Annotated in this window: 18 protein-coding genes; 12 read left to right on the top strand and 6 right to left on the bottom strand. The window is 70.2% G+C overall.

Translation table 11 applies throughout. From position 1 onward, the window contains the following. The first annotated feature begins 21 nt into the window (after nucleotides 1-21). Both ACIRA5_RS12715 and ACIRA5_RS12710 read left to right on the top strand, forming a co-directional pair. Complete coding sequence (locus ACIRA5_RS12715) at nucleotides 22-1,377, top strand: endo-1,4-beta-xylanase (RefSeq protein WP_403690180.1); 1,356 nt, start codon at nucleotides 22-24, stop codon at nucleotides 1,375-1,377. 202 nt (nucleotides 1,378-1,579) lie between these two features. Further along, nucleotides 1,580-2,578, top strand: coding sequence for an LCP family protein (locus ACIRA5_RS12710; protein WP_403690707.1), 999 nt, complete (start codon nucleotides 1,580-1,582; stop codon nucleotides 2,576-2,578). Here ACIRA5_RS12710 and ACIRA5_RS12705 read toward each other — a convergent pair. Continuing rightward, entirely contained in the window at nucleotides 2,571-3,176 is a 606-nt protein-coding gene (locus ACIRA5_RS12705) for a class I SAM-dependent methyltransferase (protein ID WP_403690177.1), read from the bottom strand. The genes ACIRA5_RS12710 and ACIRA5_RS12705 overlap by 8 nt on opposite strands. Before the next feature lie 157 nt (nucleotides 3,177-3,333). Here ACIRA5_RS12705 and ACIRA5_RS12700 point away from each other — a divergent pair, with 157 nt between their 5' ends. Continuing rightward, entirely contained in the window at nucleotides 3,334-3,690 is a 357-nt protein-coding gene (locus ACIRA5_RS12700) for a YciI family protein (protein ID WP_060901481.1), read from the top strand. 45 nt (nucleotides 3,691-3,735) lie between these two features. Continuing rightward, a complete protein-coding gene (locus ACIRA5_RS12695) occupies nucleotides 3,736-5,070 on the top strand; it encodes an RNA polymerase sigma factor (RefSeq protein WP_403690173.1) in 1,335 nt (444 codons plus the stop codon). Here the strand turns inward: ACIRA5_RS12695 and ACIRA5_RS12690 are convergent. After that, entirely contained in the window at nucleotides 5,067-6,278 is a 1,212-nt protein-coding gene (locus tag ACIRA5_RS12690) for a methyltransferase domain-containing protein (protein ID WP_403690171.1), read from the bottom strand. The genes ACIRA5_RS12695 and ACIRA5_RS12690 overlap by 4 nt on opposite strands. Nucleotides 6,279-6,388: 110 nt before the next feature. On the opposite strand from ACIRA5_RS12690, the gene ACIRA5_RS12685 reads away from it, so the two are divergent. The 4 genes from ACIRA5_RS12685 to groL all read left to right on the top strand — a co-directional run bounded on the left by ACIRA5_RS12685 (nucleotide 6,389) and on the right by groL (nucleotide 10,479). Next, the gene (locus ACIRA5_RS12685) at nucleotides 6,389-7,318 is read left to right on the top strand and encodes a polysaccharide deacetylase family protein (protein ID WP_352050540.1); all 930 of its coding nucleotides are present in this window, start codon (nucleotides 6,389-6,391) and stop codon (nucleotides 7,316-7,318) included. Next, nucleotides 7,315-8,094, top strand: a complete 780-nt coding sequence (locus ACIRA5_RS12680) for a polysaccharide deacetylase family protein (protein ID WP_403690168.1) — start codon at nucleotides 7,315-7,317, stop codon at nucleotides 8,092-8,094. The genes ACIRA5_RS12685 and ACIRA5_RS12680 overlap by 4 nt, the downstream gene beginning before the upstream one ends. A gap of 318 nt (nucleotides 8,095-8,412) precedes the next feature. Next, a complete protein-coding gene (gene groES, locus ACIRA5_RS12675; protein WP_060901476.1) occupies nucleotides 8,413-8,721 on the top strand; it encodes a co-chaperone GroES in 309 nt (102 codons plus the stop codon). A gap of 129 nt (nucleotides 8,722-8,850) precedes the next feature. After that, nucleotides 8,851-10,479, top strand: a complete 1,629-nt coding sequence (gene groL / locus ACIRA5_RS12670; RefSeq protein ID WP_403690164.1) for a chaperonin GroEL — start codon at nucleotides 8,851-8,853, stop codon at nucleotides 10,477-10,479. A gap of 107 nt (nucleotides 10,480-10,586) precedes the next feature. Here groL and ACIRA5_RS12665 read toward each other — a convergent pair whose 3' ends face one another. The 3 genes from ACIRA5_RS12665 to ACIRA5_RS12655 form a co-directional block, all read right to left on the bottom strand. Then, nucleotides 10,587-11,294, bottom strand: coding sequence for an ester cyclase (locus ACIRA5_RS12665; RefSeq protein WP_403690162.1), 708 nt, complete (start codon nucleotides 11,292-11,294; stop codon nucleotides 10,587-10,589). Between the two features lie 84 nt (nucleotides 11,295-11,378). Then, nucleotides 11,379-12,152 carry an SDR family NAD(P)-dependent oxidoreductase gene (locus tag ACIRA5_RS12660; RefSeq protein ID WP_403690159.1) on the bottom strand — a complete coding sequence of 258 codons (774 nt, stop codon included), beginning with the start codon at nucleotides 12,150-12,152 and terminating at the stop codon, nucleotides 11,379-11,381. 118 nt (nucleotides 12,153-12,270) lie between these two features. Further along, nucleotides 12,271-12,939 (bottom strand): MOSC domain-containing protein, encoded by a 669-nt coding sequence (locus ACIRA5_RS12655; RefSeq protein WP_403690158.1) that lies wholly within the window; start codon nucleotides 12,937-12,939, stop codon nucleotides 12,271-12,273. A gap of 79 nt (nucleotides 12,940-13,018) precedes the next feature. Here ACIRA5_RS12655 and ACIRA5_RS12650 point away from each other — a divergent pair, with 79 nt between their 5' ends. Continuing rightward, nucleotides 13,019-13,915 carry a LysR family transcriptional regulator gene (locus ACIRA5_RS12650; RefSeq protein ID WP_403690157.1) on the top strand — a complete coding sequence of 299 codons (897 nt, stop codon included), beginning with the start codon at nucleotides 13,019-13,021 and terminating at the stop codon, nucleotides 13,913-13,915. A gap of 86 nt (nucleotides 13,916-14,001) precedes the next feature. Here the strand turns inward: ACIRA5_RS12650 and ACIRA5_RS12645 are convergent, their stop codons facing one another. After that, entirely contained in the window at nucleotides 14,002-14,334 is a 333-nt protein-coding gene (locus ACIRA5_RS12645; RefSeq protein WP_060901471.1) for a WhiB family transcriptional regulator, read from the bottom strand. A gap of 388 nt (nucleotides 14,335-14,722) precedes the next feature. Here ACIRA5_RS12645 and ACIRA5_RS12640 point away from each other — a divergent pair, with 388 nt between their 5' ends. From ACIRA5_RS12640 to guaB, 3 genes are all read left to right on the top strand, one after another. Further along, entirely contained in the window at nucleotides 14,723-15,334 is a 612-nt protein-coding gene (locus ACIRA5_RS12640; RefSeq protein ID WP_003948568.1) for a response regulator transcription factor, read from the top strand. A 256-nt stretch (nucleotides 15,335-15,590) separates the two neighbouring features. Further along, nucleotides 15,591-16,166: a sigma-70 family RNA polymerase sigma factor gene (locus tag ACIRA5_RS12635; RefSeq protein WP_060901477.1), complete on the top strand. Its 576-nt coding sequence runs from the start codon at nucleotides 15,591-15,593 to the stop codon at nucleotides 16,164-16,166. A 275-nt stretch (nucleotides 16,167-16,441) separates the two neighbouring features. Next, on the top strand, nucleotides 16,442-17,947 hold the full coding sequence (gene guaB / locus ACIRA5_RS12630; RefSeq protein WP_060901470.1) for an IMP dehydrogenase: 1,506 nt from the start codon (nucleotides 16,442-16,444) through the stop codon (nucleotides 17,945-17,947). Nucleotides 17,948-18,013: the final 66 nt, after the last annotated feature.

Genomic DNA, 18,013 nt, shown 5'->3' with positions numbered 1-18,013 from the left:
GAAACTTTCGGAGGCACCCGCATGAGATCTCTGAGAACAGGCTTATCCCTGGGGTCCGTCCTCACCGGCATCGCCGCCCTCGGCGCCCTGCTGGTCGCGGCCCCCGCCGCCCACGCGGCCGACACCCCGCTGCGCGACCTCGCCGCCGCCAAGGGCAAGGTGATCGGCACCGCCGTCACCGGGTCCAAGCTGACGGGGACGTACGGCGACATCGCCGGGGCCCAGTTCAACTCGCTCACTCCTGGCAACGCCATGAAGTGGGAGACCGTCGAGCCCACCCGGGGCACCTACAACTGGGCCGAGGCCGACCAGATCGTGGCCTTCGCGCAGGCCCACAACCAGCAGGTACGCGGCCACACGCTGGTCTGGCACAGCCAGAACCCGAGCTGGCTGACGAACGGCACCTGGACGTCCGCCCAGCTCAGCTCGCTGCTCCAGGACCACATCAGCACCGAGGTCACCCGCTACAAGGGCAAGCTGGCCGCCTGGGACGTGGTGAACGAGCCCTTCAACGAGGACGGCACCTACCGCTCGACCCTCTGGTACAACGGCCTCGGATCCGACTACATCGCCCAGGCCCTGACCTGGGCGCACGCGGCCGACCCGAGCGCCAAGCTCTACATCAACGACTACAACGTCGAGGGCGTCAACGCCAAGAGCACCGCCCTCTACAACCTGGTCAAGTCGCTGAAGGAGCGCGGCGTCCCGATCGACGGGGTCGGTCTCCAGGCCCACCTCGTCCTCGGCCAGGTGCCGTCCACGCTCCAGCAGAACATCCAGCGCTTCGCCGACCTCGGCGTCGACGTGGCGGTCACGGAGCTCGACATCCGTATGCAACTCCCCTCCGACAGCGCGAAGCTGACGCAGCAGGCCGCCGACTACAAGTCCGTGATCGACGCGTGCGTGGCGGTGTCCCGGTGCTACGGCGTCACCGTCTGGGGCTTCACCGACTCCGACTCCTGGATCCCGGACGTCTTCTCCGGCTACGGCGCGGCGACCCCGTACGACGAGAACTACCTGCCGAAACCGGCGTACTACGCGATCGCGGGCTCACTGGGCGGGACCACGACACCACCGCCCACGGGGGCCTGCACGGCGACGTACAGCGTCCAGAGCCAGTGGAACACCGGGTTCACGGGGCAGGTGAGGATCGCCTGTGCCGGGGCCGCGCTGTCGTCGTGGAAGGTGAACTGGACGTACGGCGCGGGCCAGCGGATCACCCAGGCCTGGAACGCCGACTGCACCCAGTCCGGTGCGGCGGTGACGTGCGCGAACGCCTCCTACAACGGAACGGTACCGAACGGCGGATCAGTGACGTTCGGGTTCAACGCGTCATGGAGCGGGAGCAATCCGGTGCCCACGGTGACGCTGGGCTGAGGGCGGCGTGAGAAGTCTTAGATTTTCCGAAGGAAACCCCAGAAGAGGTTCCTGCTCGTAATAATTCGGACTTACGTTCCTCCGCGTGACTGCAGAAGAGGAGCGCGGGGGCGGACGTGGGGCCGGGCGCGGGGACGGGAACGGGGTCGAGAGCGGGGACGGGAACGAGGGCGCGGCGAGACGTGCCGGACGGCGGAGAGGTCTGCTGAAAGCCGCCGGCATCACGCTCGCCGGCGTCCTCGTGCTCTCCGCGGCGGGGGCGGGCTGGGTCTACTGGCATCTGAACCAGAACATCAAGAGCGTGGACATCAACAGCGCGCTGGGCGACGACCGTCCGGCGAAGGCGGTGTCGGCCCCGTCGGCGTCCGCGTCCGCCTCGGCCGCCCCGCTGCCGAGCGGCGCCGTGAACATCCTGGTCCTCGGCTCCGACTCGCGCAGCGGGAAGGCGAACGCCGCGCTCGGCGGCGGTGACAGCTCGGGCGCCCGTTCCGACACGGCGATGGTCGTCCACATCGACGAGGGCCGCACCGAGGCGACGGTGGTGAGCATTCCCCGGGACACCCTGGTGACCCGCCCGTCGTGCCCGACCGCGTCCGGCGGGGCGACCTCGGTGGCGTACAACGCGATGTTCAACAGCGCGTACTCGGTGGGCGGTCCGGTCTGCGCGGTGAAGACCGTCGAGTCCCTCACCGACGTCCGCATGGACCACTACATCGAGATCGACTTCTCCGGCTTCGCGAAGCTGGTGGACGCGCTCGGCGGCGTCACGGTGACGACGGACCAGAACATCGACGACGACAAGAGCCATCTGCACCTGAAGGCGGGCACGCACCACCTGGGCGGCACCCAGGCCCTGGCGCTGGCCCGCACCCGGCACGGCATAGGCGACGGCAGCGACCTCGGCCGCATAGGCCTCCAGCAGAAGCTGGTGAAGGCACTGCTGGAACAGATGGCGTCGACGTCCCTGCTGACCGACCCCACCAAGCTCTACAAAGTCGCCGACGCCGTCACCGGCAGTCTGACGACGGACACGGGGCTCGACTCGCTCGGCGAACTGATGAAGCTCGGCCAGAGCCTGAAGTCCCTCTCCTCCGACAAGGTCAGGACGATCACCATGCCGGTGGTGACGGCTCCGTCGAACCCCAACCGGGTGGTGGCCGACGAGCCGGAGGCGAGCGACTTGTGGGCCTCGCTCAAGTGACCCGGTCGACCCCGCCGACCCGGTACGTCAACAGGTAACGCCAGTAGAGGAGTTGGCGGACGCGGGAACCCGGCAGCAGCCGGTCCGCCTCGCTCCGGACGTCCGCCAGCGACATCCGCGGCTCGCGCACCGGCGCCCGCAGGGGCACGGCCTCATCTCCGCGCAGCCGCTCACCCATCGCCACCCCCGCCCGTGCCACCGCGTTGGCGGGCACGGCGGCGAGGTCCCACCAGGTGATCCCCGCGTAGCAGCCCAGCACCAGCAGCACCCCGCCGGGCGCGAGCGCCTCCCGGAACCTGGTCACCGTGCCGAACGGCATGTGGTGCAGGCTCGCCAGACAGGTGATGACGTCGTAGTGCCCCTTCGGCAGCCCGGCGGAGGCCACGTCCGTCCGCCGGAACCGGGGGCCACCGCCGATCCGCCGCGCCGCGGTGATCACCTCGGCGGACGGATCGACGGCGTCGACCTCATAGCCCCGCGCCGCCAGCTGTCGCGCGAAACCCCCGGTGCCACAGCCGACGTCGAGGGCGGTGCGCCCGTGCTTCGGTAACTTCCGCAGCAGCATCCGGTGGTAGTGGTCGTTGTGGTCGAAGGGCATACGAGGACCCTGCCCACACGGAGCCCGGGGCAGCGCCCGGCGAGAAAGTTCAAAGAATTTCGGGGACGGTGTCGAAACAGGTGTCTCCCGTTCGACGCACGGGTGAGAGGCAGGGAGAAGCCCCGCCTCCCAGGCACCACGGACACGAGGAGTCACCATGCCGCGTTACCTGTCGCTGGTCCAGATCGACGAGAGCACCGCGCCCGCCGAGGGCCCGAGCCCGGAGCTGATGCAGCGGATGGGCGAGCTGATCGAGGAGATCACCAAGGCGGGGGTCATGCTCGACACCGCCGGACTGACGCCGTCCGCCCAGGGCAAGCGGGTGCACTGGTCGGGCGGGCAGCTGTCCGTCACCGACGGGCCCTTCACCGAGTCCAAGGAGGTCGTCGGCGGCTACGCGCTCATGCAGTGCAAGGACATGGCCGAGGCCCTGGAGTGGACCAAGCGGTTCCTGAAGGTGCACGAGGAGCACTGGACGGTGACCTGCGAGGTACGGGAGATCGCCGAGGGCTGAGCGGTTCCTTGGTCTGCGGCCGTCGCGGGTGTCTGATGGTGGGTTGTGGAAGAGCAGCAGCCCACCGTCACGCCCGTCACGCAGCCCGTCGCGTCCGGGGCCACCGGAGGTGCCGACGAGGCCGTCGAAGCCGTCGAAGCCGTCGAAGCCGTCGAGACGATCTTCCGGATCGAGTCGCCCCGCGTCATCGCGGGCGTCTCCCGCATCGTCGGCGACGTCGGCATCGCCGAGGAGCTCGCGCAGGACGCCCTGGTCGCGGCGCTGGAGCAGTGGCCGCGGGAGGGCGTCCCGGACAACCCGGGCGCCTGGCTGACGACCACGGCCAAGCGCCGCGCGATCGATCTCGTACGCCGCCGGGAGAGTTACGCGCGCAAGCTGGCGGAGGTGGGGCGGGACCTCTCGGTGACCGCCCCGCACCACCTCGACGAACCCTCCGACCCGGACGACATCGACGACGACCTGCTGCGGCTCGTCTTCACCGCCTGCCACCCCGTCCTCTCCGCCGAGGCCCGCATCGCCCTCACCCTGCGCCTGGTCGGCGGTCTGACCACCCCCGAGATCGCCCGCGCCTTCCTCGCCCCGGAGGCGACCGTCGCCCAGCGCATCGTGCGCGCCAAGCGGACCCTGGCGACGAAGGGCGTCCCCTTCGAGGTCCCCTACGGCCCGGACCGCGAGGCGCGCCTCGGGTCCGTGCTCGAGGTCATCTACCTGGTCTTCAACGAGGGATACGCGGCCACGGCGGGCGACGACCTGCTGCGCCCCGCCCTGTGCGAGGACGCGCTGCGACTGGCCCGCGTGCTCGCCGAGTTGATGCCCAAGGAGCCCGAAGTGCATGGTCTTGTGTCCCTGTTGGAGCTCCAGGAGTCCCGCGCCGCCGCCCGCACCGGCCCCTCGGGCGAGCCCGTCCTCCTCAAGGACCAGAACCGGCGCCGCTGGAACCGCCTGCTGATCCGCCGCGGCTTCGCCGCCCTCGGCCGGGCGAGCGCCGTCACCACCGGACCCCCCGGCCCGTACGCCCTCCAGGCCGCCATCGCCGCCTGTCACGCCCAGGTGTACGCGTACGAGGACACGGACTGGCGGCAGATCGCCACCCTGTACGGGCTGCTGGCGACCCGTTCCCCGTCTCCCGTGGTCGAGCTGAACCGCGCCGTCGCCGTCTCCATGGCCGAGGGCCCCGCCCCGGCGCTGGAGATCGTCGACCGGCTGGCCGGCGAACCGGCCCTGCGCGACTACCACCTGCTGCCCAGCGTCCGAGGCGACCTGCTGGCCCGCCTCGGCCGTACGAAGGAGGCCCGCGCGGAGTTCGAACGAGCCGCGGGCCTGGCCCGCAACGCACGGGAACGCGAGCTGCTGGAGACGAGGGCGCGGGACTGTCGCTAGGCCGGTCCGCCGGACAGGCTCTGGGAGGCGTGCCGCTGGGCCGGGTGGCCGAGCAGCATCGTCGGTGCCCCCGCGACCCTGGTCAGGAAGACGGTGGCCGAGTGGGGGCCGTGCGACTTGGGCAGGGCCTTCTTGCGGAGTTCCTCCGGCTCGACGGCCGACCCCCGCTTCTTCACCGTCAGTACCCCGACCTCCCGCTCCCGCAGCAGCGCCTTCAACTTCTTGACGTTGAAGGGAAGTCGGTCGGTGATCTCGTAGGCGGCGGCGTACGGCGTCGGGCGCAGTTCGTCCGCCGTGATGTACGCGATCGTCTCGTCGACCAGGCCGCCGTCGACTTCCTCGGCGACCTCGGCGACCAGATGGGCGCGGATGACGGCGCCGTCGGGCTCGTACAGGTAGCGCCCGACCTCGCGCACCGCGGGGTCGGGCAGGCCGCGGCCGCGCAGCTCGCGCGGGCCGGGCAGCAGGGTGGCCCGCACCAGCCCCGGCTCGGTGCCGAACCACAGCACCGCCTCCTTCACGTCACCGGCGTCCGAGATCCACTCGGCCTCGGCCTCGGCGGGGACCGCCTCGTGGGGGATGCCAGGGGCGATCTTCAGGGCGGCGAGCGGGGCCTTCAGAGCCGTCGCGACCGCCCAGGAGAGCGCGGGCGAGTACGCCTCCGGGTCGAAGATCCGGCCGCGTCCACCGCGCCGCGCCGGGTCCACGAAGACCGCGTCGTACGCCTCCGTGCCGACCTCGGTCACATCGGCCTCGCGCACCTCGATCAGGTCGGCGAGCCCGAGCGCCTCGGCGTTCGCGCGCGCCACCGCCACCGTCAGCGGGTCGCGGTCGACGGCGAGGACGCGGATCCCGGCACGGGCCAGCGCGATCGCGTCGCCGCCGATGCCGGAGCACAGATCGGCGACCGAGCGCACACCCAGGGACCGCAGCCGCCGCGCGCGATGGGTGGCGACCGTGGTGCGCGTGGACTGCTCGACCCCGTTCGGGGTGAAGTACATCCGCTCCGCGTCCTCGGCGCCGAACTTCGCCGCTGCCCGCTGCCGCAGCCGCGCCTGCCCGAGTGCGGCCGAGACCAGTTCGGCCGGGTGGTCGCGGCGCAGCCGGGTGGCGACGGCCAGCTCCTGGGCCGGTTCGGTGCCGCGCACCTCGTCGAGCAGGGCGTGGCCCTCGGGGGTGAGGAGAGAGGCGAAGGAGACGTCGTTCACCGGCCCATTGTCGGTCAGCGCGGGTGGGTGTGGGCCAGTCGGTGGACGGTGCGCCCCCGGTCGCGGTGTCGGAGCCCCGGACGGGCGGTGGCCTGCGAGGATCCGACACCATGCGATCAGTACGACAAAAGTACAAAAACAACGCAAAGAGGGCGCGCGTATGGGGCGGAGTGGCCGTCCTCGCCGTCGCCGCCCTCGCGTCCGGTTGCGCCGACGACGACACCAACGGCGCCCGTCCCGTCGAGGGGCCCCAGCAGGCGCTGCACGCGCCCCCGGCCCGCGCCCTCGACTCCTACGCCGCCAGACTCCGTGCGCAGCAGGCCGCCCGGGCCGTCGCGGCCAAGCACTGGGGGCTCGCGAAGGTCCCGCTCGCCGCACCGCCGGCCCCGGCGAGGAAGCCGGTCATCGGACCCCGCGACGGCTTCGAGGTCACCGATCAGGAAGAGCTCGGCCTGCCGCCGGTCTTCACGACCGTCCCCACCAAGGACAAGGTCGTCTTCCTCACCATCGACGACGGCTCCGAGAAGGACCCGGCGTTCCTCAGGATGATGAGCGACCTGAAGATCCCCTACACCGCCTTCCTGAGCAACTACCTGGTCAAGGACGACTACGGGTACTTCCGGAAGATGCGCGACCGGGGTGTCACCCTCAACAACCACACCCTCACCCACCCCTACCTGCCGGGGCTGTCGTACGAGGAGCAGCGCCACGAGATCTGCGGCATGCAGGACATCATGGAGAAGCAGTTCGGCAAGCGCCCGAAGGTCTTCAGGCCGCCCTACGGCAACTACAACCGGGACACCCTGCGTGCCGCCAAGTCCTGCGGCATCAAGTACGCGCCCATCTGGGACGAGGAGGTCTTCGTCGACCACTGGGAGTACCGCGACTGGGACCGCGACCTGCACCCCGGCGACATCGTCCTCACCCACTTCCGCGGCAGGGAGGACTGGGACGGCACCATGCCCGACATGATCCGCCGCTTCCTGAAGCTGGTCACCGACAAGGGGTACGCGGTGGCACGGCTGGAGGACTACCTGTGAGAACGCGGGCGCTGGTCGCGGGGGCGCTCACCGCGGCGCTCCTGACCGGCTGCACCGGCTGTGCCCAGTCCGTCGACCCGATCGAACGGCTGGGCAAGAAGGCCGCGCAGGAGGTGCGCAGGTCCCGGCCGAAGGGGCCGACCTCGTCGACGTACCGGCACTGGGGGCTGCCCACCCCGCTCGCCGCCGCGCCGCGGCAGGCCGCCCGGCCCGCCCTCCGCGGCGCGGCGCCGGGGCTGGCCCCCGTCGTGGACCGCGTACCCACCCGCGACAAGGTGGTCTTCCTGACGTACGACGACGGTGCCGAGCGCGATCCGCGGTTCGTCGACATGGTCCGTGAACTGCGGCTGCCGGTCAGCATGTTCCTCACGGACAGTGTCGTCGGGCCGGGGTACGGGCACTTCGCCCAGCTGCGGACGGTCGGCGCGAGCGTGCAGAACCACACCCTCCACCACGCCTCGCTGCGCGGACTGCCGTACGCGGGTCAACGGGCCGAGATCTGCGGCCAGCAGGAGAAGCTCAAGGCCCGCTTCGGCGTCCGCCCCCGGCTCTTCCGTCCGCCCTACGGCACCTACGACACCACCACGCTGCGCGCCGCCGCCGACTGCGGGGTCGCGGCCGTCGTCCTCGGCCGGGAGCCCGACGCCCGCCGCCTGCGACGGGGTGACATCCTCTCCGGCTTCGAGGAGCCCAACCTCACGGAGGCGACGGTCAGACTCCTGCGGCGCATCCAGGCGGAGGGCTTCACACCGGCGCGCCTGGAGAACTACCTCTGACCCTGCGGCTCGGGGCGGTGTCCCTCAGCCCGTCCGGCGTGTGAGGACGAGGCCGTTCAGGCCGATAAGGGGGTCTGGGGGCGCGGCCCCCAGGGGCGCGCCGACACGCACGCCGGGTGCCCAAAAGCCCACGCCACGCCGGAGGCTTTGGCACTCCGCTTGACCGAGTGCTAATCGCGGTCATAGTCTCGGCCCTGGCACTCCCCCCTGGAGAGTGCCAATAGCGACGGGCAGGTCCGGCACCCGCGACGACGGATCCACCTGGTCGCCACCTCAGACAGTTAACCCCGTGAGATCTCCGAAGGGGGAGGTCGGATCGTGACGACCACCAGCTCCAAGGTTGCCATCAAGCCGCTCGAGGACCGTGTTGTGGTCCAGCCGCTGGACGCCGAGCAGACCACGGCTTCCGGCCTGGTCATCCCGGACACCGCGAAGGAGAAGCCCCAGGAGGGCGTCGTCCTCGCTGTGGGCCCGGGCCGCTTCGAGAACGGCGAGCGCCTGCCGCTCGACGTCAGCACCGGCGACATCGTGCTGTACAGCAAGTACGGCGGCACCGAGGTGAAGTACAACGGCGAGGAGTACCTCGTCCTCTCGGCTCGCGACGTGCTCGCGATCATCGAGAAGTAGTTCACCGAGCTTCACCGTTTCACCCAGTTTTGCAGTGAACTGCGCCCCTGGCCCCCGCGACCATAACCAGCCGGGCGTCGGGGGCGCGGTTCGTTCACCCCAGTTTTCCGAGAGGGCTGAATCGCTCCCATGGCGAAGATCCTGAAGTTCGACGAGGACGCCCGTCGCGCCCTCGAGCGCGGCGTCAACAAGCTTGCCGACACGGTCAAGGTGACGATCGGCCCCAAGGGCCGCAACGTCGTCATCGACAAGAAGTTCGGCGCACCCACCATCACCAACGACGGTGTCACCATCGCCCGCGAGGTCGAGCTCGACGACCCGTACGAGAACCTCGGCGCCCAGCTGGTGAAGGAGGTGGCGACCAAGACCAACGACATCGCGGGTGACGGTACGACCACCGCCACCGTGCTGGCCCAGGCGCTCGTCCGCGAGGGCCTGAAGAACGTCGCCGCGGGTGCCTCCCCGGCGCTGCTGAAGAAGGGCATCGACGCGGCCGTCAAGGCGGTCTCGGACGAGCTCCTCGCCACCGCGCGCCCGATCGACGAGAAGTCCGACATCGCCGCCGTCGCCGCGCTGTCCGCCCAGGACCCGCAGGTCGGCGAGCTCATCGCCGAGGCGATGGACAAGGTCGGCAAGGACGGTGTCATCACCGTCGAGGAGTCCAACACCTTCGGCCTGGAGCTCGACTTCACCGAGGGCATGGCCTTCGACAAGGGCTACCTGTCGCCGTACATGGTGTCCGACCAGGAGCGTATGGAGGCCGTCCTCGACGACCCGTACATCCTCATCCACCAGGGCAAGATCAGCTCCATCCAGGACCTGCTGCCGCTGCTGGAGAAGGTCATCCAGTCCAACGCCTCCCGGCCGCTGCTGATCATCGCCGAGGACGTCGAGGGCGAGGCCCTGTCGACCCTGGTCGTGAACAAGATCCGCGGCACGTTCAACGCCGTCGCCGTGAAGGCCCCCGGCTTCGGTGACCGCCGCAAGGCCATGCTCGGCGACATCGCCACCCTCACCGGTGGTCAGGTCATCGCCGAGGAGGTCGGCCTCAAGCTTGACCAGGTCGGTCTGGACGTGCTGGGCACCGCCCGCCGCGTGACCGTCACCAAGGACGACACCACCATCGTCGACGGTGGCGGCAACTCCGACGAGGTCGTCGGCCGGGTCAACCAGATCAAGGCCGAGATCGAGAACACCGACTCCGACTGGGACCGCGAGAAGCTCCAGGAGCGCCTCGCGAAGCTGGCCGGCGGCGTGTGCGTGATCAAGGTCGGCGCCGCCACCGAGGTCGAGCTCAAGGAGAAGAAGCACCGTCTGGAGGACGCCATCTCCGCGACCCGCGCCGCGGTCGAGGAGGGCATCGTCTCCGGTGGTGGCTCCGCGCTCGTCCACGCCGTGAAGATCCTCGAGGGCAACCTCGACAAGACCGGCGACGAGGCCACGGGTGTCGCGGTCGTCCGCCGCGCCGCCGTAGAGCCGCTGCGCTGGATCGCCGAGAACGCCGGCCTCGAGGGTTACGTCATCACCTCCAAGGTCGCCGAGCTCGACAAGGGCCAGGGCTTCAACGCGGCCACCGGCGAGTACGGCGACCTGGTCAAGTCCGGTGTCATCGACCCGGTCAAGGTCACCCGCTCCGCCCTGGAGAACGCCGCCTCCATCGCCTCCCTGCTCCTCACGACCGAGACCCTGGTCGTCGAGAAGCCGGCCGAGGAGGAGGCCGACGCCGGTCACGGCCACGGCCACGGACACTCCCACTGAGTCCCGTACTCCCGAAGAAGCCCCCGTTCCGCACGGAACGGGGGCTTCTCCCGTACCCGGCCCTACCGACTGTTCGACGGCCGGCTACCGCGCCACCGACCACCGCACTACTGCTCCAGCGCGTCCAGCGCCCCCAGCTGAGCCAACAGCCCCAGCCGGTCGTACTGCCACCAGCCCTCGGCGATCTTCCCGTCCTCCTGACAGCGGAAGACGGTCGTGCCGGTCATGGTGACCTGCTTCCCGGTCGCCGGGATCCCCATGAAGTCGCCTTTGTGGGTGCCGTTCCAGGCCCACCGGGTGCAGACCCGGTCGCCCTGGGTGAGCTGGTCCTCGACGGTGAACGTGAAGTCGAAACCGCCGCGCCACATCTCGATCTCGCGCCGCATCGCGTCGAGGCCGATGGTGTCCTGCTCGTTGGCGGGATCGTGGTCGTGGTAGCTCTCCACCATCAGACCGTTGAGCGGCGGCAGTTCACCCGGGCCGGCCAAGGTCTCGAAGAACCTGCGGATGTTGGCCGCGAACAACTGCTCGTCCCGGACCACGTCCAGGTCGGTGAACGTCGGCAGCCCGTCGCAGAGCGCCACCATCTCCTGGAAGACCCTGTCGGTCTCGGGGAGGTTCGAGTTCCGCATCGCCTCCTCGAACGAGGGGAACTCCACGATCTCTATGAAGTGGGTCTCGTCGGAGCGGTCCTTGCCGATCACACTGTGTGTCGCGGTCCGCTTGCCCCTGGTCTTCTCGACCCATGTGTCCATCAGCTGGTTCATCTCGTCGAACCGGCTGGTCCTGCAATCGATGAGCTGTACGAATGTCATGGCGTCGCCTCCGGCCCCCTGGGTCCGGTTGAACACCCTCAGTTTCCCACCGGAGGGACGACACCACCCACTGCGCGGTGGCCCTTACTGGGGGCCGTACTTCCGGCCCGTCTTCGACGTCACCCCGCCCAGCAGTCCTCGCGGCGCCACCTTCACCAGGCCCATCAGCGCCTTGTAGCGGGGGTCGGGGACGGACAGCGACTTGCCGCGGGCCAGGTCCGCGAGCGCCGCCGCGACCAGCTTGTCCGCATCCAGCCACATCCAGTTCGGGATGTTGTCCGTGCCCATCCCGGCCCGCTGGTGGAACTCGGTGCGGACGAAGCCGGGGGCCAGCGCCATCAGCCGTACGCCGGTGCCCGCCAGATCCCGCGCCGCACCCTGCGTGAACTGCACGACCCACGCCTTGGACGCCCCGTACGTACCCCGCGGCACGAACGCGGCCACCGACGCGACGTTGACGACTCCGCCCCGGCCGCGCTCCCGCATGCCCTCGGTCGCCGCCGACGTCAACCGCAGCACCGCCTCGCAGTGCACCTTGAGCATCGTCAGCTCGTCGGCCATCGACACCTCGAGATAGCGGCCCTTGTTGCCGAAGCCCGCGTTGTTGATCAGCAGGTCGACCGGGTTCTTGCGGTCGGAGAGGCGGGCGGCCACTGCCTCGATGCCCTCGTCCGTCGCCAGGTCGGCGGTCAGCACCTCCGCCTCGATGCCGTGCCGGTCGTGCAGTTCGGTCGCCTGCTCGCCCAGCCGCTTGGTGTCACGCGCCACCAGCACGAGGTTGTGCCCGTCAGCCGCCAGCCGCCGCGCGAAGGCGGCGCCGATGCCCGCGGTCGATCCCGTAATCAGAGCCGTTGTCATGACCCAAGGCTAGTGACCTGACCAGACCCGCCGCGCCCCCGCCACCCAACGCCCGAGCTTGCTCCACGAGTCCCTCGCACACTCCGGACGCCCCCGCCCCGCGCCCCGCTCCGGGCGGCTAGTCGCTGTGCCGTGCCACGTACTTCTCCGCCATCTCCAGCAACTCGGGGTGCAGCGCGTCGCCCGCGGCCAACACCCTTGGCAGCAGCGTCCGTTCGGTCGTCTCGGCGCGGAAGGCGAGGGCGACCGTCACCTCGTGGTCGGGCCGGTGCACGACCTCGATCGGGTCGCCCGCCCGGATCTCGCCCGGCTCGATCACCCGCAGATAGGCGCCGGGCGCCCCCTTCTGGGTGAACCGCTTCACCCAGCGCTGCTCACCGACGTGCTCCTGGAACGTACGGCAGGGGATGCGCCCGCAGGTGACTTCGAGGACCACCTCGGAGCCGACGCGCCAGCGCTCGCCGATCCGTGCGCCGGACACGTCGAGCCCCTGGGTCGTCAGGTTCTCGCCGAACGCGCCGCTCGCCAGCGGCCGCCCGAGCTCGCGCGCCCAGCCGTCGAGGTCCTCGCGGGCGACCGCGTACACCGCCTGGTCGTTCCCGCCGTGATGGCGCAGGTCGCACACCGCGTCCCCGGCGAGGCCGCTCGCGCCGACCCCCTTGGGCCCGGGTGCCGCCACCCGCACCGGCCCGTCCACCGGTCGCTTGTCGATGCCGGTCACGCCCTCGGGCTGGTCCGTGTACGGGACGGCGCGAGGGCGGCCGATGTTCAAGGACAGAAGCTTCATGACAGCACGCTAGGCGATGAGAACCAAAGCAGCGACGCGATATTCGCCGCCGCACCCAAGGCTCACTTATGCTCGAGAGGTGATCGAGGCCCGTCATCTCCGTGTTCTGCGCGCCGTCGCCGCCACCGGCTCCTTCTCGGCGGCGGGACGTGAACTGGGCTGCACCCAGCCCGCCGTCAGCCAGCAGATGAAGGCGCTCGAATCGTCCGTCGGCACCCCGCTGCTCGTCCGCACCGGCCGCGAGATGCGCCTCACCCAGGCGGGCGAGGCGCTGGTCCGGCACGCGGCGGGCATCATCGCGGGCCTGACCGCGGCCGAGGAGGAGGTCGCCGCGATCGCGGGCCTGCGCGCGGGCCGGGTCCGGCTCGTCTCCTTCCCCAGCGGCAGTTCCACGCTCGTCCCCACGGCCCTCGCCGCGCTGCGCGCCGCGCATCCCGGTACGCGAGTCTCCCTGGAGGAGGCCGAGCCGCCGGAGTCCGTCGAGAAGCTCCGGGCCGGGGACTGCGACATCGCCCTCGCGTTCCGCTACGAGGGAGCCGCGGGTGCCGAGGAGTGGGACGACCTGGTCGTACGGCCCCTGCTGCGGGACCGGCTCGTCGGGCTGGTCCCCGAGAAGCACCGGCTCGCGCGGGCCGGTTCGGTCGCGATCGCCGCACTCGCCGGGGAGCCCTGGATCGCGGGCTGCCCGCGCTGCCGCGGACAACTGGTGGAGGTCTGCCGCGCCGCGGGCTTCGTGCCCCGCATCGACTTCGCCACCGACGACTACCCGGCCGTGGTCGGGCTGGTCGGCGCGGGCCTCGGGGTCGCGGTCCTGCCGGAGCTCGCGATCGAGTCCGTACGCCCCAAGGGTGCACGCACCGTGACGGTGGAGCCGCCGGTGCGGCGCGAGATCGTCGCACTCACCCTGCCGGACCTGGCACAGGTGCCGGCGGTGGCGGCGACGCTCGACCAACTGGCGCGGGCCGCGAGCCGCTGACGTCGCCCGAAAGCGGCTGACGCCATCAAAAAGCATGGGCACGCGTGCGCGTGCCCGACGGTGGACTGAAAAGCAGAAACGTTCCTTCAGTTGTTCGAAGCGGGATCGCCGCTCCCGGTGGTCGACGCCGCCACCAGCCGGTTGCGCGCCCGCCCCATGAGTTCCTCGCGCTCATCCTCGGTCAGGCCGCCCCATACGCCGTACGGTTCGCGCACCGCCAGGGCGTGTGCCGCGCACTGGGCGCGAACCGGGCATCGCATGCAGACCTCTTTGGCCGAGTTCTCGCGAGCGCTCCGTGCCGCACCGCGCTCGCCCTCCGGGTGGAAGAAGAGCGAGCTGTCGACCCCGCGGCAGGCCGCGAGGAGCTGCCAGTCCCAGAGGTCCGCGTTCGGACCGGGAAGGCGGGAGAAATCTGCCATTACGTGTCCCCTTGTCGCGTTCTGGGCTGCTCTGTGCCCACCGACCGTACATCTACGATCTAAGGAGATGAAAATATGACTCATTGCGAATCTAGCCGCAGACACCAGCAAAGGGGAAGAAAACAGGCTGAATGGGGCATAGGTTGTGATGAAACGTTGAGGGTCCGTTGCGCATGTCTGCCTCGTGTCCACGCCCTCACGTAGAGTGCCGAAGGCGACCGACTGCCCCGTAACTCTTTCGAGTGACCGTCGTTGAGAGTGCGGAGGCGGTTGAAGGAACAAGCGCTCGGGCAGACGGCAGTTCCGTCGGCGAGTGTCGACCGCACAGATGACGATTCGTACCAGCCTGGAGGCTCAAGGTGACGCGCATCAGCTGCGGAGGGCGGCCATGACATCCGTCCTCGTCTGCGACGACTCCCCGCTTGCCCGAGAGGCGCTCCGCCGAGCGGTGGCGACCGTGCCCGGCGTCGAGCGCGTGACGACGGCAGCCAACGGCGAGGAAGTCCTCCGCCGCTGGGGTGCCGACCGCTCGGACCTGATTCTGATGGACGTACGCATGCCCGGACTGGGTGGCGTCGAGACCGTCCGGCGGCTGCTGTCCGCCGACCCAGGTGCGCGCATCATCATGCTCACCGTGGCCGAGGACCTGGACGGCGTGGCGCTCGCCGTCGCCGCCGGGGCCCGCGGCTATCTGCACAAGGACGCCTCCCGCGCCGAGCTGCGCGCGACCGTGACCCAGGCGCTCGCCGACCCCACCTGGCGGCTCGCCCCGCGCAGACTGCGGTCGGCCGAGATGGGCGCGGCGCCGACGCTCACGGCGCGTGAGATCCAGGTGCTGGAAGGCATGAGTCACGGTCGCTCCAACGCCGAGATCGGCCGCGAGCTGTTCCTCTCCGAGGACACCGTGAAGACGCACGCCCGGCGGCTGTTCAAGAAGCTCGGCGCCTCGGACCGCGCGCACGCCGTGGCGCTCGGTTTCCGGTGGGGTCTGGTCCGTTAGGTGAGCCGTCGCGGGGGTACGACGCACCCCGCCTACCTCATGGTGGGCGGGGCCGACAACAGCGCCCGCCGAGTGCCCGCTGCTCGTTTCGCCGCGGATGCCGCATGCTTGAGGTGTGGAGTTCCTCGGGGACGAGTCGGTCGAGCGGAAGGGGAGGGCGCAGGAGATGAGTTCCGGCGCACCTGCTCATAACGCTTCGGTGCACAACTATGGACGCGGTGCCACGGACAAGACGACGCCGAGGCACCATGGACCGATGCGCGACGACGAGACGACGGTGATCGGTGCGCTCGTCCATCGCGCGGTCGACGGCGACGAGCAGGCCACGCACGACCTGCTCGCGCATGTACATCCCTTGGCGTTGCGCTACTGCCGCACCCGCCTCTCCCGGCTTCCGGGCGACGCGCGGCACTTCGTCGAGGACCTGGCCCAGGAGGTCTGCGTAGCGGTGCTCCTCGCACTGCCGCGCTACAAGGACACCGGGCGCCCCTTCGAGGCGTTCGTCTTCGCCATCGCCGCGCACAAGGTCGCCGACCTGCAGCGCGCCGCGATGCGCCACCCCGGTTCGACGGCGGTTCCCTCGGACGAGATGCCCGAGCGCCCCGACGACTCCCTCGGCCCGGAGGAGCGCGCTCTCCTCAGCAGCGACGCCGAGTGGGCCAAGAAACTCCTGGCCAACCTCCCCGAGAACCAGCGCGAGCTGCTTCTGCTGCGCATCGCGGTGGGCCTCACGGCCGAGGAGACGGGCCAGATGTTGGGAATGTCACCGGGCGCCGTTCGGGTGGCCCAACACCGTGCACTGAGCCGGTTGCGGGCGCTGGCGGAGCAGTAGGCGAGTCTCGGGGGCCTCCGGCACCCGGGACCTCTGGGGACGCGTCGGCCGGCGCGACGGGTCCGCCCTCCCATGGGGCGGACCGGTTTTCCCGGGCGTGGGGTGCGCGTCGTTCCCCCGCGGGGACCGGGCCCCGGCCCACAACTGAACGGCATCGCCACCCCGCCCGTACGAACCTACGAAGCCCGAGGGCGATCCGAACCGTGGAATGGGAGCCCCCCGCTTCCCGTTAGCATGGACATCCGCACCGATCAAGGCCATTTGGGGAAGGTGTCATGACTGCCAACGTCGACGGAGTGCCCGCCAAATTCGCGACACTCGGGCTGACCTACGACGACGTGCTGCTGCTGCCGGGCGCCTCAGAGGTGCTGCCCAACGCGGTCGACACCTCGTCGCGCATCTCCCGCAACGTACGTGTGAACATCCCGCTGCTCTCCGCGGCGATGGACAAGGTGACCGAGTCGCGCATGGCGATCGCCATGGCCCGGCAGGGAGGCGTCGGTGTACTGCACCGCAACCTCTCCATCGAGGACCAGGTCAACCAGGTCGACCTGGTGAAGCGCTCCGAGTCCGGCATGGTCACCGACCCGATCACGGTGCACCCGGACGCGACGCTGGCCGAGGCCGACGCGCTGTGTGCCAAGTTCCGCATCAGCGGAGTCCCGGTCACCGACGGTGGCGGCAAGCTGCTCGGCATCGTCACCAACCGTGACATGGCCTTCGAGACCGACCGTTCGCGCCAGGTGCGCGAGGTCATGACGCCGATGCCCCTGGTCACCGGCAAGGTCGGCATCTCCGGCACCGACGCCATGGAACTGCTGCGCCGCCACAAGATCGAGAAGCTTCCGCTGGTCGACGACGCGGGCGTCCTCAAGGGCCTCATCACGGTCAAGGACTTCGTGAAGGCCGAGAAGTACCCGAACGCCGCGAAGGACGCCGAGGGCCGGCTGCTGGTGGGTGCCGCCGTCGGCGCCAGCCCCGAGGCACTGGAGCGCGCTCAGGCGCTCGCCGAGGCCGGGGTGGACTTCCTGATCGTCGACACCTCGCACGGGCACAACAGCAACGCGCTCAACTGGATGGCGAAGATCAAGTCGAGCGTGCACGTCGACGTGATCGGCGGCAACGTCGCCACCCGTGACGGTGCTCAGGCCCTGATCGACGCCGGTGTCGACGGCGTCAAGGTGGGCGTGGGCCCCGGCTCGATCTGTACCACCCGTGTGGTCGCCGGCATCGGCGTCCCGCAGGTCACCGCCATCTACGAAGCGGCCCTCGCGGCCCGTGCCGCGGGTGTCCCGGTGATCGGCGACGGCGGTCTGCAGTACTCCGGCGACATCGGCAAGGCGCTGGCCGCCGGTGCCGACACGGTGATGCTCGGCAGCCTCCTGGCGGGCTGTGAGGAGTCGCCCGGCGAGCTGCTCTTCATCAACGGCAAGCAGTTCAAGTCCTACCGCGGCATGGGCTCCCTCGGCGCCATGCAGTCCCGGGGCCAGGGCAGGTCGTACTCGAAGGACCGCTACTTCCAGGCGGACGTGGCCTCCGACGACAAGCTCGTGCCCGAGGGCATCGAGGGCCAGGTGCCCTACCGCGGCCCGCTGGCCAACGTGCTGCACCAGCTCGTCGGCGGTCTGCGCCAGACCATGGGGTACGTGGGCGCCGCCACCATCGACGAGATGGAGTCCAAGGGCCGGTTCGTCCGGATCACCTCGGCGGGTCTCAAGGAGAGCCACCCGCACGACATCCAGATGACGGTCGAGGCGCCGAACTACAGCCGTAACGACTAGTCGTACAGGTACGTGAGGGCGGTCCCGGAGGTTCCGGGGCCGCCCTCGGTGTGTGTGGCTGAAGCA

Origin of the sequence: Streptomyces sp. NPDC096311 (assembly GCF_044763085.1) — a bacterium.
Lineage (GTDB): Bacteria > Actinomycetota > Actinomycetes > Streptomycetales > Streptomycetaceae > Streptomyces.
This window is presented reverse-complemented; position numbering and strand designations above follow the sequence as displayed.

Bases quoted from the DNA above. Each gene is read 5' to 3' on its own strand.
- ACIRA5_RS12715 (WP_403690180.1), top strand. From the start codon at position 22: ATGAGATCTCTGAGAACAGGCTTATCCCTGGGGTCCGTCCTCACCGGC.
- ACIRA5_RS12705 (WP_403690177.1), bottom strand. From the start codon at position 3,176: ATGCCCTTCGACCACAACGACCACTACCACCGGATGCTGCTGCGGAAG.
- ACIRA5_RS12700 (WP_060901481.1), top strand. From the start codon at position 3,334: ATGCCGCGTTACCTGTCGCTGGTCCAGATCGACGAGAGCACCGCGCCC.
- ACIRA5_RS12685 (WP_352050540.1), top strand. From the start codon at position 6,389: ATGCGATCAGTACGACAAAAGTACAAAAACAACGCAAAGAGGGCGCGC.
- groL (WP_403690164.1), top strand. From the start codon at position 8,851: ATGGCGAAGATCCTGAAGTTCGACGAGGACGCCCGTCGCGCCCTCGAG.
- ACIRA5_RS12665 (WP_403690162.1), bottom strand. From the start codon at position 11,294: ATGACATTCGTACAGCTCATCGATTGCAGGACCAGCCGGTTCGACGAG.
- ACIRA5_RS12660 (WP_403690159.1), bottom strand. From the start codon at position 12,152: ATGACAACGGCTCTGATTACGGGATCGACCGCGGGCATCGGCGCCGCC.
- ACIRA5_RS12655 (WP_403690158.1), bottom strand. From the start codon at position 12,939: ATGAAGCTTCTGTCCTTGAACATCGGCCGCCCTCGCGCCGTCCCGTAC.
- ACIRA5_RS12645 (WP_060901471.1), bottom strand. From the start codon at position 14,334: ATGGCAGATTTCTCCCGCCTTCCCGGTCCGAACGCGGACCTCTGGGAC.
- ACIRA5_RS12640 (WP_003948568.1), top strand. From the start codon at position 14,723: ATGACATCCGTCCTCGTCTGCGACGACTCCCCGCTTGCCCGAGAGGCG.
- ACIRA5_RS12635 (WP_060901477.1), top strand. From the start codon at position 15,591: ATGCGCGACGACGAGACGACGGTGATCGGTGCGCTCGTCCATCGCGCG.
- guaB (WP_060901470.1), top strand. From the start codon at position 16,442: ATGACTGCCAACGTCGACGGAGTGCCCGCCAAATTCGCGACACTCGGG.